12 protein-coding genes and 1 pseudogene are annotated in these 13,230 nt (G+C 71.3%); 7 read left to right on the top strand and 6 right to left on the bottom strand.

Going from position 1 to position 13,230, the window contains the following annotated elements; translation table 11 throughout:
- Nucleotides 1-6: 6 nt before the first annotated feature.
- Nucleotides 7-1,026 carry an ATP-binding cassette domain-containing protein gene (locus ABZT04_RS10165; RefSeq protein WP_356055026.1) on the top strand — a complete coding sequence of 340 codons (1,020 nt, stop codon included), beginning with the start codon at nucleotides 7-9 and terminating at the stop codon, nucleotides 1,024-1,026.
- Nucleotides 1,023-1,844, top strand: coding sequence for an ABC transporter permease (locus ABZT04_RS10160; RefSeq protein WP_356055024.1), 822 nt, complete (start codon nucleotides 1,023-1,025; stop codon nucleotides 1,842-1,844). The genes ABZT04_RS10165 and ABZT04_RS10160 overlap by 4 nt, the downstream gene beginning before the upstream one ends.
- Nucleotides 1,845-1,878: 34 nt before the next feature.
- Here ABZT04_RS10160 and ABZT04_RS10155 read toward each other — a convergent pair whose 3' ends face one another.
- Nucleotides 1,879-5,421 carry a BTAD domain-containing putative transcriptional regulator gene (locus tag ABZT04_RS10155; RefSeq protein WP_356055022.1) on the bottom strand — a complete coding sequence of 1,181 codons (3,543 nt, stop codon included), beginning with the start codon at nucleotides 5,419-5,421 and terminating at the stop codon, nucleotides 1,879-1,881.
- A gap of 238 nt (nucleotides 5,422-5,659) precedes the next feature.
- Between ABZT04_RS10155 and ABZT04_RS10150 the strand changes: the two genes are divergently transcribed.
- Nucleotides 5,660-6,460 carry a site-2 protease family protein gene (locus tag ABZT04_RS10150; RefSeq protein ID WP_356055021.1) on the top strand — a complete coding sequence of 267 codons (801 nt, stop codon included), beginning with the start codon at nucleotides 5,660-5,662 and terminating at the stop codon, nucleotides 6,458-6,460.
- Here the strand turns inward: ABZT04_RS10150 and ABZT04_RS10145 are convergent.
- Genes ABZT04_RS10145 through ABZT04_RS10135 form a run of 3 tightly spaced genes read right to left on the bottom strand, consistent with a single transcriptional unit; the run spans nucleotide 6,450 to nucleotide 8,528 of the window.
- Nucleotides 6,450-6,620, bottom strand: a complete 171-nt coding sequence (locus ABZT04_RS10145) for a hypothetical protein (protein WP_266768013.1) — start codon at nucleotides 6,618-6,620, stop codon at nucleotides 6,450-6,452. The two genes, ABZT04_RS10150 and ABZT04_RS10145, sit on opposite strands and share 11 nt — an antisense overlap.
- A gap of 59 nt (nucleotides 6,621-6,679) precedes the next feature.
- Nucleotides 6,680-7,408, bottom strand: coding sequence for an NADPH-dependent F420 reductase (gene npdG, locus ABZT04_RS10140; protein ID WP_356055019.1), 729 nt, complete (start codon nucleotides 7,406-7,408; stop codon nucleotides 6,680-6,682).
- Between the two features lie 37 nt (nucleotides 7,409-7,445).
- Nucleotides 7,446-8,528 carry a sialidase family protein gene (locus ABZT04_RS10135; protein ID WP_356055017.1) on the bottom strand — a complete coding sequence of 361 codons (1,083 nt, stop codon included), beginning with the start codon at nucleotides 8,526-8,528 and terminating at the stop codon, nucleotides 7,446-7,448.
- Between the two features lie 114 nt (nucleotides 8,529-8,642).
- Here ABZT04_RS10135 and ABZT04_RS10130 point away from each other — a divergent pair, with 114 nt between their 5' ends.
- Nucleotides 8,643-9,245: a hypothetical protein gene (locus ABZT04_RS10130; protein ID WP_356055015.1), complete on the top strand. Its 603-nt coding sequence runs from the start codon at nucleotides 8,643-8,645 to the stop codon at nucleotides 9,243-9,245.
- A gap of 94 nt (nucleotides 9,246-9,339) precedes the next feature.
- Nucleotides 9,340-10,631 (top strand): annotated as a pseudogene (locus ABZT04_RS10125) (MFS transporter).
- Here ABZT04_RS10125 and ABZT04_RS10120 read toward each other — a convergent pair.
- On the bottom strand, nucleotides 10,632-10,865 hold the full coding sequence (locus ABZT04_RS10120) for a hypothetical protein (protein WP_355909374.1): 234 nt from the start codon (nucleotides 10,863-10,865) through the stop codon (nucleotides 10,632-10,634).
- Between the two features lie 59 nt (nucleotides 10,866-10,924).
- Here ABZT04_RS10120 and map point away from each other — a divergent pair, with 59 nt between their 5' ends.
- The gene (map, locus tag ABZT04_RS10115) at nucleotides 10,925-11,782 is read left to right on the top strand and encodes a type I methionyl aminopeptidase (RefSeq protein ID WP_356055013.1); all 858 of its coding nucleotides are present in this window, start codon (nucleotides 10,925-10,927) and stop codon (nucleotides 11,780-11,782) included.
- Between the two features lie 111 nt (nucleotides 11,783-11,893).
- Nucleotides 11,894-12,541 (top strand): biliverdin-producing heme oxygenase, encoded by a 648-nt coding sequence (locus tag ABZT04_RS10110; RefSeq protein ID WP_356055167.1) that lies wholly within the window; start codon nucleotides 11,894-11,896, stop codon nucleotides 12,539-12,541.
- Between the two features lie 22 nt (nucleotides 12,542-12,563).
- On the opposite strand, the gene ABZT04_RS10105 is transcribed toward ABZT04_RS10110, so the two are convergent.
- Nucleotides 12,564-13,208 carry a PhzF family phenazine biosynthesis protein gene (locus tag ABZT04_RS10105; RefSeq protein ID WP_356055011.1) on the bottom strand — a complete coding sequence of 215 codons (645 nt, stop codon included), beginning with the start codon at nucleotides 13,206-13,208 and terminating at the stop codon, nucleotides 12,564-12,566.
- Nucleotides 13,209-13,230: the final 22 nt, after the last annotated feature.

Below are 13,230 nucleotides of genomic sequence, written 5' to 3'. Positions count from 1 at the left end.
ATCCACATGACGCGAATCGACAACACATCCAGCGGCACGGCGGTGACTGTGCGGGGGCTGGTCAAGCACTACGGCGAGACCAAGGCGCTGGACGGCGTCGACCTGGACGTCCGGGAGGGCACCGTGATGGGTGTGCTCGGGCCGAACGGTGCCGGCAAGACCACCCTCGTACGCATCCTGTCCACGCTGCTCGCCCCGACCTCCGGCGAGGCCACCGTCGCCGGCTACGACGTCCTGCGCCAGCCCCGCCAACTGCGCCGGGTGATAGGCCTCACCGGCCAGTACGCCTCCGTGGACGAGAAGCTCCCGGGGTGGGAGAACCTCTACATGATCGGGCGGCTGCTCGACCTCTCCCGCAAGGACTCCCGCGCCCGCGCCGACGAACTGCTGGAGCGGTTCTCGCTGACGGAGGCCGCCAAGCGGCCCGCGAGCACCTACTCCGGCGGTATGCGGCGCCGGCTCGACCTGGCCGCCTCGATGATCGGGCACCCGCAGGTGCTCTTCCTCGACGAACCGACCACCGGTCTCGACCCGCGTACCCGGAACGAGGTGTGGGACGAGGTGAAGTCCATGGTCGGCGGAGGCGTGACCGTGCTGCTCACCACCCAGTACATGGAGGAGGCCGAGGCGCTCGCCTCCGAGCTGACCGTCGTGGACCACGGCAAGGTCATCGCCAACGGCGGCATCGACGAGCTGAAGGCCAAGGTCGGCGGCCGCGCGCTGCGCATCCGCCCGGCCGACCCGCTGCAACTGCGGCCGCTGGCCCACGCGTTGGACGAGCTGGGCATCACCGGCCTGGCCACCACCACCGTCGACGTGGAGAGCGGCACCGTCCTGGTGCCGATCCTCAGCGACGAGCAACTGACCGCCGTGGTCGGCGCGGTGAGCGCGCGCGGCCTCACCATCGCCTCCATCACCACCGAACTGCCCAGCCTGGACGAGGTGTTCCTGTCCCTCACCGGCCACCGCGCCAGTGCCCCGCAGGACACCGTGCCCACCCAAGACCGCGAGGAGGTCGCCGTATGAGCGCCGTCACCGTGAATCCCGCCGGCGTCGCGGCGGATCCCCGTATTCCGCTGCGCAACCATCTGCGCCACACCGGCGCCCTGATCCGGCGCAACCTGCTGTGGATCCGGCAGGACCCGGAGTCGATGTTCGACGCCATCCTGTTCCCGGTCATCTTCACGCTGCTGTTCGTGTACGTCTTCGGCGGCTCGATCGGGCAGTCCCTGGGCGGTGGGCAGCACGCCTACGTGCAGTACGTGGTGCCCGGCCTGCTCGCCATGATGGGCATGAACATGGCCCAGGGGGTGGGCACCGGCTTCAACACCGACTTCCACTCCGGGGTCATGGACCGGTTCCGGTCGCTGCCCATCGGGCGCGGTTCGGTGCTGGTCGCCAAGATCGTGGTCGAGATCATGCGCATGCTGGTCGCCTGCGCCATCCTGATGGTCGTCGGTGTCCTCGTCGGCTTCGACATCCACCGCTGGGGCGGCATGTTCGCCGCGGTCGGACTGTCCGCGCTGTTCGGCTCGGCCCTGATGTGGGTGTTCCTCACCCTCGGCGTGACCATGAAGAGCGCGCAGTCCGTGCAGGCCATGGGTTTCCTGGTGCTGATGCCCCTCCAGTTCGGCTCGTCGATCTTCGCGCCGACCCAGTCGATGCCGGGCTGGCTGCAGAACTTCACCGACTACAACCCGCTGTCGGGGCTCGCGGACGCGGCCCGCGGGCTGATGGTGGGCGGCCCGATCGCCCACGGCGTGTGGCTGACCCTTGGCTGGACGGTGGCGCTCACGGCGGTGATGGCCCCGATCGCCATCCACAAGTTCCGCACCAAGGCCTGAACCGGCCGCCGGGCCCACCCGGTTCGCGTCGGCGTCACACCAGGGCGGCGGCCTCCTTCAGGGAGAGGCCGCCGCCTTCGGCGTACTCGGCCGCGCAGGCCTCGTAGGTCGCGTCGCCGAGCGCGCCGCGCGCGAGCGCCTCGGCCTGGCGGTCGACCTCGCGTTCCATGGATGTCGCGACATGCCCGGGCGGCAGCAGCGCCCGGGCCGCGACGACGAGACGGACGCCGTCGCGGGCCCGGGCGCCGCCGTCCGTCCTGGCGAGGGCGATCGCGGCGATCCTCAGGTACAGCGGGCTCAGGTGCGGGGCGATGGCCTCGGACAGTGGGGCGCCCGCCTGTTCCAGCGCCCGCCGGGCCTTGTCCAGCGACTCCTCGTACTCGCCTTCGAGCGCCGCCACCCAGGCCTCCGCGCCGTGGATGAACGCGTCGAAGACGGCGAAGTGGGAGATCGCGAACTGCTCGCGCAGCAGCCGCAGTTGCTCGCGCGCCTCGGGGAGACGGCCGGTCAGCGCGAAGTGGCCGGAGAGGAACATACGGGCGGCGGGCATCGCCTCGTTGCCCGTGCCGTGGGTGGTCTTGAGCACCTCGGTCAGCATGCGCTCGCCGCGCTCGGGCTCGCCGCCCTCGATGAGCGCGCTGCCCAGCCGGACGCCGAGCACGGCCACCTGGCCGCGGGCGCCGATCAGTTCGGCGTGTTCGATCGCGGCCTCGTAGTCGAGGGCGGCGCGCCGGTAGTCGCCGGTGCGTTCCAGGGCCTCGCCGCGGGCGGAGAGCGCCTCGGCGATGCCCCAGACGTCGCCGAGGCGGCGGAAGATCTCCAGCGACTCGTCGGCGTCGCGGGCCGCGTCGCCCGCCCAGTCACTGCGGTTGGCGAGCAGGTTGGCGCGCATCTGGAGGGTGGAGGCCAGCTCCCACTCCATGCCGGGGGTGGAGCGGCAGGTGTGGACGTCGGCGTCGAGGATCGCGGGCAGCCGCTCCACGTGGCCGCTCAGCATCACCGCGAAGAACCAGAAAAGGCCGGGTGTACGGCAGGTCTGCGGCAGGCCCGGTTCGTAGACCTCGGCGATCAGGCGCAGCTTCTCCTTCGCCTCAGGTGCCTCCCAGGCCTCCAACTCCGTGTCCATCCATGACAGATGGGTGAGGTGGACACCGCGCCGGGCCTCGGCGAGGAGTTCCCCGGAGAGCGGGGGCGGGACGTCGGTGCAGCGCTGCCAGACCGGGGCGGCGCGCCGGAGGGGGGCGGCGAAGGGGTCGGGGCTCAGGGCCATGACCTCGATGCACCAGTTGCGGCCCTCGATGCGGATGTCGCGCATCTGCCAGTACCAGACCAGGGACAGCACGAGGCAGATGGCCTCCTGCTCGTCGCGTTCGGCGACGGCGTGCCGCAGGGCGGTGCGGATGTTCTCGTACTCGCGCTCCAGCTTTCCCACGGCGGCGAGTTGGCCGGGGCCGCGCAGCAACGCGTCGGTGGTGCGGGCGAGTTCGCGGTAGTACGTCAGATGGGCACGCGCGGCGCGTGGGCGCAGGCCGGCCTCGTCGAGCCGTTCGCCCGCGTACTCGGCGACGGTCTCCAGGAGCCGGTAGCGCATCTCCCCGTCGCCCGAAGGGGCTGCCACGACAAGGGACTTGTCGACGAGGGAGCCGAGCGCCTCGAACGCGGCCGGCCCGCACACGGCCTCGGCCGCGGCGAGGTCGCAGCCTCCGGCGAACACGGACAGGGCGCGCAGCACGTCCCGTTCGTCCTCGTCGAGGAGGTCCCAGGACCAGTCGACGACGGCCCGCAGGGTCTGCTGGCGGGGCAGCAGCGTGCGGCTGCCGGAGGTGAGGAGACGAAAGCGGTCGTCGAGCCGGTCGGCTATCTGACGCGGCGTCAACATCCTTAGCCTCGCGGCCGCCAGCTCTATCGCGAGGGGCAGTCCGTCGAGCCGCCGGCAGATCTCCGCGCAGGCCTCGGGATCGTCCTCCACCGTGAACCCGGGCCGGGCGGCGGCCCCCCGGTCGGCGAGCAGCCGCAGCGCGACGGGGTCGGGCAGCGGCTCCACCGGGCGCAGCAACTCCCCCGGTACGCCCAGGGGTTCACGGCTGGTGGCGAGCACGGTCAGTTCCGGGCAGCGCTCCAGCAGCGCCTCCACCAGCCGGGCGGCGGCGCCGACGACATGCTCGCAGTTGTCGAGGACGATCAGCATCCGGCGCCGGCCGCAGTGCTCGGCGAGGCGGTCGACGGGGTCGTCGTGCCGGTCACCTCCGGCGGCCCTGATCGCCTCGGCACCGGCGCCGTACATCACGGTCTCGCGCGCCCCGACAGCGGTGAGCACGGCCTCCGGCACGGCGTCCGGGTCGTCCACGGGCGCGAGTTCGGCCAGCCACACCCCGTCCCGCGCCGCGTCCCGCACCCCTTCGGCGACCTCCTGCGACAGCCGCGTCTTCCCGGCCCCACCGGGCCCGAGCAACGTCACGAGCCGGGCCGAGGCGAGGTCATCCCGGATGACGTCGATGTCGGCTTCCCGGCCTACGAAGGAGGTGAGGCGGGCGCGGAGGTTGCCGGGGGGTGGGGTGGGGTGGTTGGCGCGGAGGGGGGCGAGGGTGCCGGCGTCGGTGCGGAGGCGGGCCGGAGCGGCGTCGGTGCCGGACCAGGCTTGAGCGGCGTCGGTGCCGGGCGAGGCCTGAGCGGCGTCGCCGCCGGACCCGAGGTGACCGCTGGTCGCGCGGCCGTCGCCGGGTCCGCCGGAGCCGTGGCGGCCGCGCGCTTCGCCGGGACCCTGATAGCGGTCCGGCCGGCCGGATACCCGGTAACCGCCCGGCTCACCCCGGCCCGCGCCGCCGCCGACCCCGCCATAGCCATCCTCACCAGGACTCAGCAACTCCCCATGCAACGCCCGCAGTTCAGGCCCCGGATCGGACCCCAGGCGATCTACCAGGAGCTGGCGTACGTCCTCGTACGCGGCCAGGGCCTCCGCTGTGCGGCCGGTGGATCGGAGGGCCTGGAGGCGCAGGTACTGGAGGGGTTCGTCGAGGGGGTGGGTGTCGCAGAGGGCGGTCAGTTCGGGGAGGGCGGTGTCCGCTTCGCCGAGGGCCAGGGCCGCCGTCAGGCGGGCGCGGCGGGCGTCCAGGTGGCGGGTCTCCCAGCGGGACGCCTCCGCCGTACGGTCGGGGAGGTCCGCGAGGGGCGGGCCGGCCCAGAGGACCAGCGCGTCGTCCAGGGCCTCCGCCGCCTTCGCGGGGTTGCCGTCGGCCAGCGCCCGCAGCCCCTCGCCGGTGAGCCGCTCGAAACGGTGCAGGTCGATGTCGTCGGGGGCGGCGGCGAGCCGGTACCCGCTCGCCGCCGAGGTGATCGCGTCCGCGCCGAGCACCCGGCGCAGCCTGCCCACCAGTGCCTGGAGCGCACCCGTCGCGTCCGCGGGCGGGTCACCTGCCCACACCTCGTCCACCAGGACGCTCGCGGGCACGGTCTTGCCGGGCCGCAGGGCGAGCACGGTGAGCAGGGCACGCAGCCGCGCGCCGCCGACCGGGACGGGTGTGCCGTCCGGGCGCAGTGCCTGGGTGGTGCCGAGAATGCGATAGCGCACGGGGTCCATTGTCTCTGGTGGCGTGGGAAGGGGTCACGGGTTCGGGGCGGCGCGGCGCCGGGCACGGACGTCACAGGGGAGGCCGCCCCCGAGGGGTGACGGGGTCGTAGAACGCGTGCCAGAGTCCCATGTCCCGTCCCATGTGCCCACCTTCCCCGGAACCGACAGCGGACCGCGAGACGTTTTCCCGCTGGGCCCGGTACCGTCGGGCTTCGCGTCCACCGACCCCAGCAGGGAGCCCTCCCCCATGACCGCCACCACCACCCGCCCGAGCGACCGGCGGATCAGTCCCGTGTTCCTCGGGATACTGGCCGTCACGGCGGTGACCGGCTGGGCCACCTGGACCGGGTTCGCCGAGCAGCCGGGCGTCGCCGTGTTCCTGTTCGTGACGGCAGCCTGGATCGTCTCCCTGTGCCTGCACGAGTACGCGCACGCGCGCACCGCCCTGCACAGCGGGGACATCTCGGTCGGCTCGAAGGGCTATCTCACCCTCAACCCCCTCAAGTACACACACGCGCTGCTCAGCATCGTGCTCCCCGTGATCTTCGTCATCATGGGCGGCATCGGTCTGCCCGGCGGCGCCGTCTTCATCGAGCGGGGCCGCATCCACGGCCGGTGGAAGCACAGCCTGATCTCGGCGGCGGGCCCGCTGACGAACGTGCTGTTCGCGGCGGTCTGCACAGCCCCGTTCTGGCTGCACTCGCTCGACGGGGTGCCCCAGGACTTCCAGTTCGCGCTGGCCTTCCTCGCCCTGCTCCAGGTCACGGCCGCGCTGCTGAACTTCCTGCCGGTGCCGGGCCTGGACGGCTACGGCGTGATCGAGCCCTGGCTGTCGTACAACATCAAGCGCCAGGTGGAGCCGTTCGCGCCGTTCGGCCTGCTGTTCGTGTTCGCGCTGCTGTGGGTGCCGTCGATCAACACGTACTTCTTCGACGTGATCGACGCGATCCTGCGTGGCCTGGGCATCAGCGACTTCGAGACCTACTGCGGTCAGAACCTGTACCGCTTCTGGCAGGGCAGCAACGAGTTCTGCTCGATCAGCCGGTGACCGAGCGGCCCCGCTTCAGGTAGTACCAGCACATGTTGGACGAGAGCCCCGCGAGCAGTACCCACACGATCCCGATCCAACTGCCCTGCACGAAGGAGACGACCGCGGCGGCCACGGCCAGCAGGCAGACGACGAGGGCGTAGAGGGCGAGGCGGGGCATGGGGTCGGCTCCTGTCGGGGGACACGGGTGGGTGCTGCCCACCAGTGTCCCCCACGCGGTCACACGTCCGTGACCCGCAGCCCCGCGTGTGCCTTGTAGCGGCGGTTGACCGAGATCAGGTTCGCGACCAGGGACTCCACCTGGTGGGCGTTGCGCAGCCGGCCCGCGAAGACGCCCCGCATGCCGGGGATGCGGCCGGCCAGCGCCTGCACGATCTCGACATCCGCCCGCTCCTCGCCGAGGACCATGACGTCGGTGTCGATCTCGGCGATCTCCGCGTCCAGGAGCAGCACCGCCGACAGGTGGTGGAAGGCGGCGGCAACCCGGGAGTCCGGCAGCAGGGCGGCGGCCTGCTCGGCTGCGCTGCCCTCCTCCGGCTTCAGCGCGTAGGCGCCCTTCTTGTCGAAGCCGAGCGGGTTGACGCAGTCGACGACGAGCTTCCCGGCCAGTTCCTCGCGCAGCGACTCCAGGGTCTTGCCGTGGCCGTCCCACGGCACGGCGACGATCACGAGGTCGCTGCGACGGGCGGTCTCGGCGTTGTCGGCGCCCTCGACACCGTGACCGAGTTCGTCGGCGGCGGCCTGCGCGCGCTCGGCGGCGCGGGAGCCGATGATCACCTTCTGGCCGGCCTTGGCGAGCCGGTAGGCGAGTCCCTTGCCCTGCGGCCCGGTCCCGCCGAGCACGCCCACGACGAGTCCGGAGACGTCGGGAAGATCCCACGGGTCCTTGGCGGGAGCCTTCGCGGCGGCCGTGGCGGGGCCCTGTGCAGCACTGTCGGTAGAGGTCATGGGCCGACTTTACGTCCGGGTCGGCGCCGTTATCCGGTCAGGTGAGGTCCGTCACGGGCACCCGGCGGAAGGTGATCGTCTCGTTCGCTCCGAAGTCCCCTGTCTCGTAGAGGAGTCCGACCGTGTCGTCGTCGATCCGGACGAGGTCGGAGTACGCGGCGGGCAGGCCGTCGACCGTGAACACCGGGCGCCAGGTGGTGCCGTCGTCGGTGGAGGCGCGGATCGTCATCAGGGCGCGGGCAGCGGGGTCCGCGGGACCGGAGTACAGGAGGACGTCCGGGTCGCGGAGTTGGAGGACGCTGGCCTCGCAGATGGGGGCGGCGAGGCCGGCCTGCGGACGGAAGGGTTTGACCAGCGTCTTCCCGCCGTCCTGCGAGTACGCGTCGGCGCGGTTGCCGGGGGACGTGGAGTCGTTGCGGGTGTTGAAGTAGACGCGCCCGTCCGGGAGTTCGGCGGCGGTGGTCTCGTTGCAGTTGATGTAGCCGTCGGGGTTCTCGTCGACGTAGCCGAGGTACCAGGTCTCGCCCCGGTCGTCGCTGAGCAGGCAGTGGCCGCTGTTGTACTTGGCCTCGTTGCCGACGTCGGTGCCGGTGGGCGGGACGGTGTGGTTGGCGGCGACGACCACGCGGCCGGTGCTCAACTGGATCGCGTGCCCCGGGGTGGTGGCGTACCAGCGCCACTCGGGCTTCTTCACCTGCTCGGTGATCTCCTTCGAACTCGACCAGGTGACACCGTCGTCGTCGCTGTACCGCACCCAGATCCGCCGCCCGTCCGCCGCCGACACCTTGCCGCGGAGGATGTCGTCCTCGGTGACGGTGCCGACCGCGCGGACGTAGACGAGCAGGATGCGGCCGGTGTCGAGGACGACCGGGGCGGGGTTGCCCGCGAGGTGGTCGCCGTTGGTGGCGGCGGTGGTGAGTGGGCCCCAGGTCCGGCCGCCGTCCGTGGAGCGCCGTAGCACGATGTCGATGTTGCCGTGGTCGCTCGCGGAGTCGACCCGGCCCTCGCAGAACGCGAGGACGGTACCGGCGGAGGTCACCACCACCGCCGGGATGCGGTAACTCGCGTAGCCCCCTTGCCCGGCGCTGAAGGGAACGGTGACTTCCGCGGTGTCTGCCATGAGTTGACTCCATGTGCGACGTGTGGGGCCGATGAGCCCGCACCATCCCCAAGTTGGGCGAATTCGCGGTGAACTCCACGTCACGAGTGGCAGGTTGCGGCAGGATGCGCGGACATGGACGCCGTACGGGTCGCACTGCTGCGTGAAGTGCTCGCCGGGACCGAGTGGTTGGGGGCCACGCGCCGGTTCGCCGGGGTGCTGCGCGGGTCGGTCGTATCGCACGGCGGCGGGCTGCTGCTGGTGGGCACGCCCGCGTACGAGCCGTGGCATCTGGCGGCCCATCTGGTCGACGAGGCCGCCTGGTCGGGCACACCGGAACTGGCCCCGACTCTCGTACGGCATGACGCCCGCCCCTCCGACCCGGCCCACCTGGCCGTCGGCCTCGGCCGGATCGAGGCGGCCCGGCGCGGCGAGACGCTGCTGCTCGTCTCCCCCGAGGGCCCCGGCGCCCCGCTCCTGGAACGGGTCCACGACGCCCGCCGGGCCGGCGCGACGGTCCTCTCCCTGGGCTCCGAGAACCGCGAACTGGCGTCCCTGGCCCATGAATCACTCCCCGTACCGGAGGCCACGGACCTCGACCTGGACACCGTGCAGCACCTGGTGAGCGCGGCGGCCGGGGAGAACGTACTGCCCGCGACACGGGGACGGCGACGCTTCCGGGACCGTCTGTCACGCCTGACGGATCACCTCACGGCACCGCCGCCCGCACGCTGGTAGGGCATGGGGGAAATCCGGTTGCCAGGGGAGTGTCCGGCGCCGACCATTGCCCCTCGTGACCGACAGCCCCGCTCCCCCCACCGGCCTCCGTGCCCTGCTTCCCGATCTCGCCCCCTGGCACGGCTCCGCCGACTTCCGCAGGCTCTGGGTCGCGGGGCTGGTGTCGAACTTCGGGAGTTTTCTGACGTTTGTCGCGCTGCCGGTGCAGATCAAGGAACTCACCGGATCCGCGGCGGCGGTGGGCGCGATCGGGGCCGTGGAACTCGTGCCGTTGATCGTGTTCGGGCTCTACGGCGATGGGGGTCCCCCCATGCCCTTAAGGCTATGGGGGAGCTCGCGGACGCGTGGGACAAGCGGAAGCTGATCGTGTGGACGGAGGCCGGGCTGGGGGTGCTCTGTGGGGCGCTGCTGCTCAACTCGCTGCTGCCCGATCCCGCCGTCTGGCCGCTGTATGTGATCGCGGCCCTGACCTCGGTGCTCGGTTCGATCCAGCGGCCCGCGCTGGACTCGCTGTGGCCGCGGATCGTGGCCCACGAGCACATGACGGCCGCGTCGGCGCTCAACTCCCTGCGCTGGACGGTCGGCGGGGTCACGGGACCGGCCGTGGCGGGTGTGGTGGTGGCGTTCGCGGGGCTGCCCTACGCGTTCGCGGCGGACACGGTGACATACGTCGTGTCCGTCGTCCTGATCTTCCGTATCGCCGCGTCCCCCGGCACGCACGAGGCGCGGAAGCCCTCGCTGCGGTCGATCGCGGAGGGCGCCCGGTACGCGTGGAGCCGCAAGGAACTCCTCGGGACGTACGCGATCGATCTCGCGGCGATGTTCTTCGCGATGCCGCTGGCGGTGCTGCCGTTCCTCGCGGACGACCTGCACGCCAAGTGGTCACTGGGGCTGATGTATTCGACGGTTCCGGCCGGGGCGCTGCTGGTGAGCGTGACCAGCGGCTGGACCTCACGGATCCACCGGCACGGGCGGATGGTGGTGCTGTCGGCCGCGCTGTGGGGCGCGGCGATCTCCTGCGCCGGCGCGGTGGGCAACGTATGGCTGGTGCTGTTGTTCCTGACCCTCGCGGGCGGCTGCGACATGGTCAGCGGCATCTTCCGCGCGGCCATGTGGAACCAGACGATCCCGGACGAGCTGCGCGGCCGGCTCGCCGGGATCGAGCTGCTGTCCTACTCGGTGGGGCCGCAGTTGGGGCAGGTCCGGTCGGGCGGGATGGCCGCGTGGACCGGGGTGCGGACCTCGGTGTGGGCGGGCGGGCTGATGTGCGTGGGCGCGGTGGGGCTGCTGGCGGTGGGCCTGCCGAAGCTGATGTCGTACGACGAGCGGACCGACGAGCACGCCGTACGGCTGAAGGCGCGGCGAGCGGCCGCGGCCGGTGTCTGATCAGCTGTCGTCGTCGGCGCTCCCCTTGGTGGCGTCGTGCCACTTGGGGTCGTTCTCCCACTCGAGGTTGCGCTCGCGGGCCGTCTCCATCGCGTGCTCGGCCTCCGCGCGGGTGGCGTACGGCCCGAACCGGTCCTTGGCGGGGCACTCCGGCCCCTCCTCGACCTTCTTGTGTTCGAGGCAGTAGTACCACTCGCCGGGCTTTCCGGCCGTGCGCTTCTTGAACAGGGCCATGGACGGCTCCTTTCACCACGATCAATGTTCCCTCATGACCGCTGGTTAGACTCGCTGGCATGTCTGGCCAGTCGCTGCTCGTACCAGGGGAGCTCTCCCCCACCCGTTCCGTGCCCGGGAACATCCGCCGTCCCGAGTACGTCGGCAAGCCCGCGCCGACCCCGTACACCGGGCCGGAGGTGCAGACCCCCGAGACGATCGAGGCGATGCGCGTCGCCGGGCGGATCGCCGCGCAGGCGATGGCGGAGGCCGCGAAGATCATCTCGCCGGGTGTGACCACGGACGAGATCGACAGGGTCGCGCACGAGTACATGTGCGACCACGGCGCCTATCCGTCCACGCTCGGCTACCGCGGCTTCCCCAAGTCCCTGTGCACCTCGCTCAACGAGGTGATCTGCCACGGCATTCCGGACTCCACGGTGCTGCGCGACGGCGACATCATCAACCTCGACGTGACGGCGTACATCGGCGGGGTGCACGGCGACAACAACGCGACCTATCTGGTCGGTGACGTCGACGAGGAGTCCCGGCTGCTGGTGGAGCGCACCCGCGAATCCCTCGACCGCGCGATCAAGGCGGTCAGGCCGGGCCGCCAGATCAACATCATCGGCCGGGTCATCGAGTCGTACGCCAAGCGCTTCGGATACGGCGTGGTCCGGGACTTCACCGGCCACGGCATCAACTCGTCCTTCCACTCCGGCCTGATCGTCCCGCACTACGACAGCCCGCACGCGACGACGGTGATCCAGCCCGGGATGACGTTCACCATCGAGCCGATGCTGACGCTGGGGACGTACGAGTACGACATGTGGGACGACGGGTGGACGGTCGTCACGAAGGACCGGAAGCGGACGGCGCAGTTCGAGCACACGTTGGTGGTGACGGAGACGGGGGCGGAGGTCCTCACCCTGCCGTAGCACCCCGGGACCCATCCTCTGCTGAGGGTGGGTCTCTTCTTGTACGCTTTTACCGACAGGGTGTCGGCAAGCCTGTTGACTTAGGTAAGCCTTACCTTAGAGGATATGTCCATGGACTCCTTCTCGACGGTCATCCGCACCGCGTCCCACGAACAGCACATGGAGGCGGAGACCTCCCCCTTCATGAGCGACCTGCTCGGCGGCCGACTGGGCGTGGAGGCGTACGCGCGCTACACCGAGCAACTGTGGTTCGTCTACGAGGCGTTGGAGACCGGTGCCGAGAGGCTGGCGGGGGATCCGGTGGCCGGGCCGTTCATCCGGCCGGAGCTGTTCCGACTCCCCGCGCTGGAGCGGGACCTGGCACACCTGCGGGGCGCTGACTGGCGCTCCGGCCTGACCGCGCTGCCGGCCACGCGCGCCTACGCGAACCGGGTCCGCGAGTGCGCGGAATCCTGGCCGGCCGGCTACATCGCCCACCACTACACGCGCTACCTCGGCGACCTCTCCGGCGGCCAGATCATCCGCGACAGGGCGGAGCGGACGTGGGGGTTCGTGCGGAAGGGGGACGGGGTGCGGTTCTACGTCTTCGAGGGGATCGGCAACCCGGCGGCCTTCAAGCGGGGTTACCGGGAACTGCTGGACGGGATCCGGGCCGACGATCTGGAGAAGCAGCGGGTGGTGGCGGAGTGCAAGCGGGCGTTCGCGCTCAACACGGGGGTGTTTCGGGGGTTGGCGGAGGAGTTTCCGCTGAGCGCGTGACACTCCCCCGCCCCTGCCATTCCTAGCGTTCCAGGAAAACCCGTCCCCCCACCTCCACCCAACCCCCCGGCTGCGGCGCCGTGAGTATCTGGGAGCCCGCACCCTGGGTGATGTTGAGTGCGCGGCCCAGTTGGTCCGTCAGGAGCAGTGCTGCCGCGCCCGTGGCCTCGTCCTCGTGGATGCCGTCGTCGCGGCCGGGGAAGGCGCGGGCGCGGATACGACCGGCGGCCTCGTCCTCCCAGGCCCAGGCGTAGATCCACTCGCCGGGTGGGGGTACGGGCAGGGCGTCGACCTCGGCCGCTGTGCCGTACTGGCGGAGGGTGCGGGGCGGGGCCCATTCCGGGAGGGCCTCGATCCAACTGAACTCGCCGTCGAGGCGGGCGCCCACGATGCCGGCGGGGGTGACCAGTTCGGGGACGTCCAGGAGCCAGGCGGTGCCCACGCAGGGGTGGCCGGCGAAGGGCAGGCGCAGGGTGGGGGTGTAGATGTCGATGACTCCGCGCTCGGGGTCGTCGACGAACACCGTCTCACTGAAGCCGAGTTTCCCGGCGAACACCTGTCGCTCGTCCGGGTCCGGCATGACGGAACCCTCGCGGACGACGCCCAGTTCGTTGCCGTATCCGCCGCTGGGGCCGCAGAAGACACGGAGTACGTCGTAGTCAGTCACGGGGGAATTGAAACATCACACC

It is taken from the genome of Streptomyces sp. NPDC005492, from assembly GCF_040605995.1.
In the GTDB taxonomy this organism is placed as follows: Bacteria; Actinomycetota; Actinomycetes; order Streptomycetales; family Streptomycetaceae; genus Streptomyces.
This window is presented reverse-complemented; position numbering and strand designations above follow the sequence as displayed.

Bases quoted from the DNA above. Each gene is read 5' to 3' on its own strand.
- ABZT04_RS10165 (WP_356055026.1), top strand. From the start codon at position 7: ATGACGCGAATCGACAACACATCCAGCGGCACGGCGGTGACTGTGCGG.
- ABZT04_RS10155 (WP_356055022.1), bottom strand. From the start codon at position 5,421: ATGGACCCCGTGCGCTATCGCATTCTCGGCACCACCCAGGCACTGCGC.
- ABZT04_RS10145 (WP_266768013.1), bottom strand. From the start codon at position 6,620: ATGCCCCGCCTCGCCCTCTACGCCCTCGTCGTCTGCCTGCTGGCCGTG.
- npdG (WP_356055019.1), bottom strand. From the start codon at position 7,408: ATGACCTCTACCGACAGTGCTGCACAGGGCCCCGCCACGGCCGCCGCG.
- ABZT04_RS10130 (WP_356055015.1), top strand. From the start codon at position 8,643: ATGGACGCCGTACGGGTCGCACTGCTGCGTGAAGTGCTCGCCGGGACC.
- ABZT04_RS10110 (WP_356055167.1), top strand. From the start codon at position 11,894: ATGGACTCCTTCTCGACGGTCATCCGCACCGCGTCCCACGAACAGCAC.
- ABZT04_RS10135 (WP_356055017.1), bottom strand. From the start codon at position 8,528: ATGGCAGACACCGCGGAAGTCACCGTTCCCTTCAGCGCCGGGCAAGGG.
- ABZT04_RS10150 (WP_356055021.1), top strand. From the start codon at position 5,660: ATGACCGCCACCACCACCCGCCCGAGCGACCGGCGGATCAGTCCCGTG.
- map (WP_356055013.1), top strand. From the start codon at position 10,925: ATGTCTGGCCAGTCGCTGCTCGTACCAGGGGAGCTCTCCCCCACCCGT.
- ABZT04_RS10160 (WP_356055024.1), top strand. From the start codon at position 1,023: ATGAGCGCCGTCACCGTGAATCCCGCCGGCGTCGCGGCGGATCCCCGT.
- ABZT04_RS10120 (WP_355909374.1), bottom strand. From the start codon at position 10,865: ATGGCCCTGTTCAAGAAGCGCACGGCCGGAAAGCCCGGCGAGTGGTAC.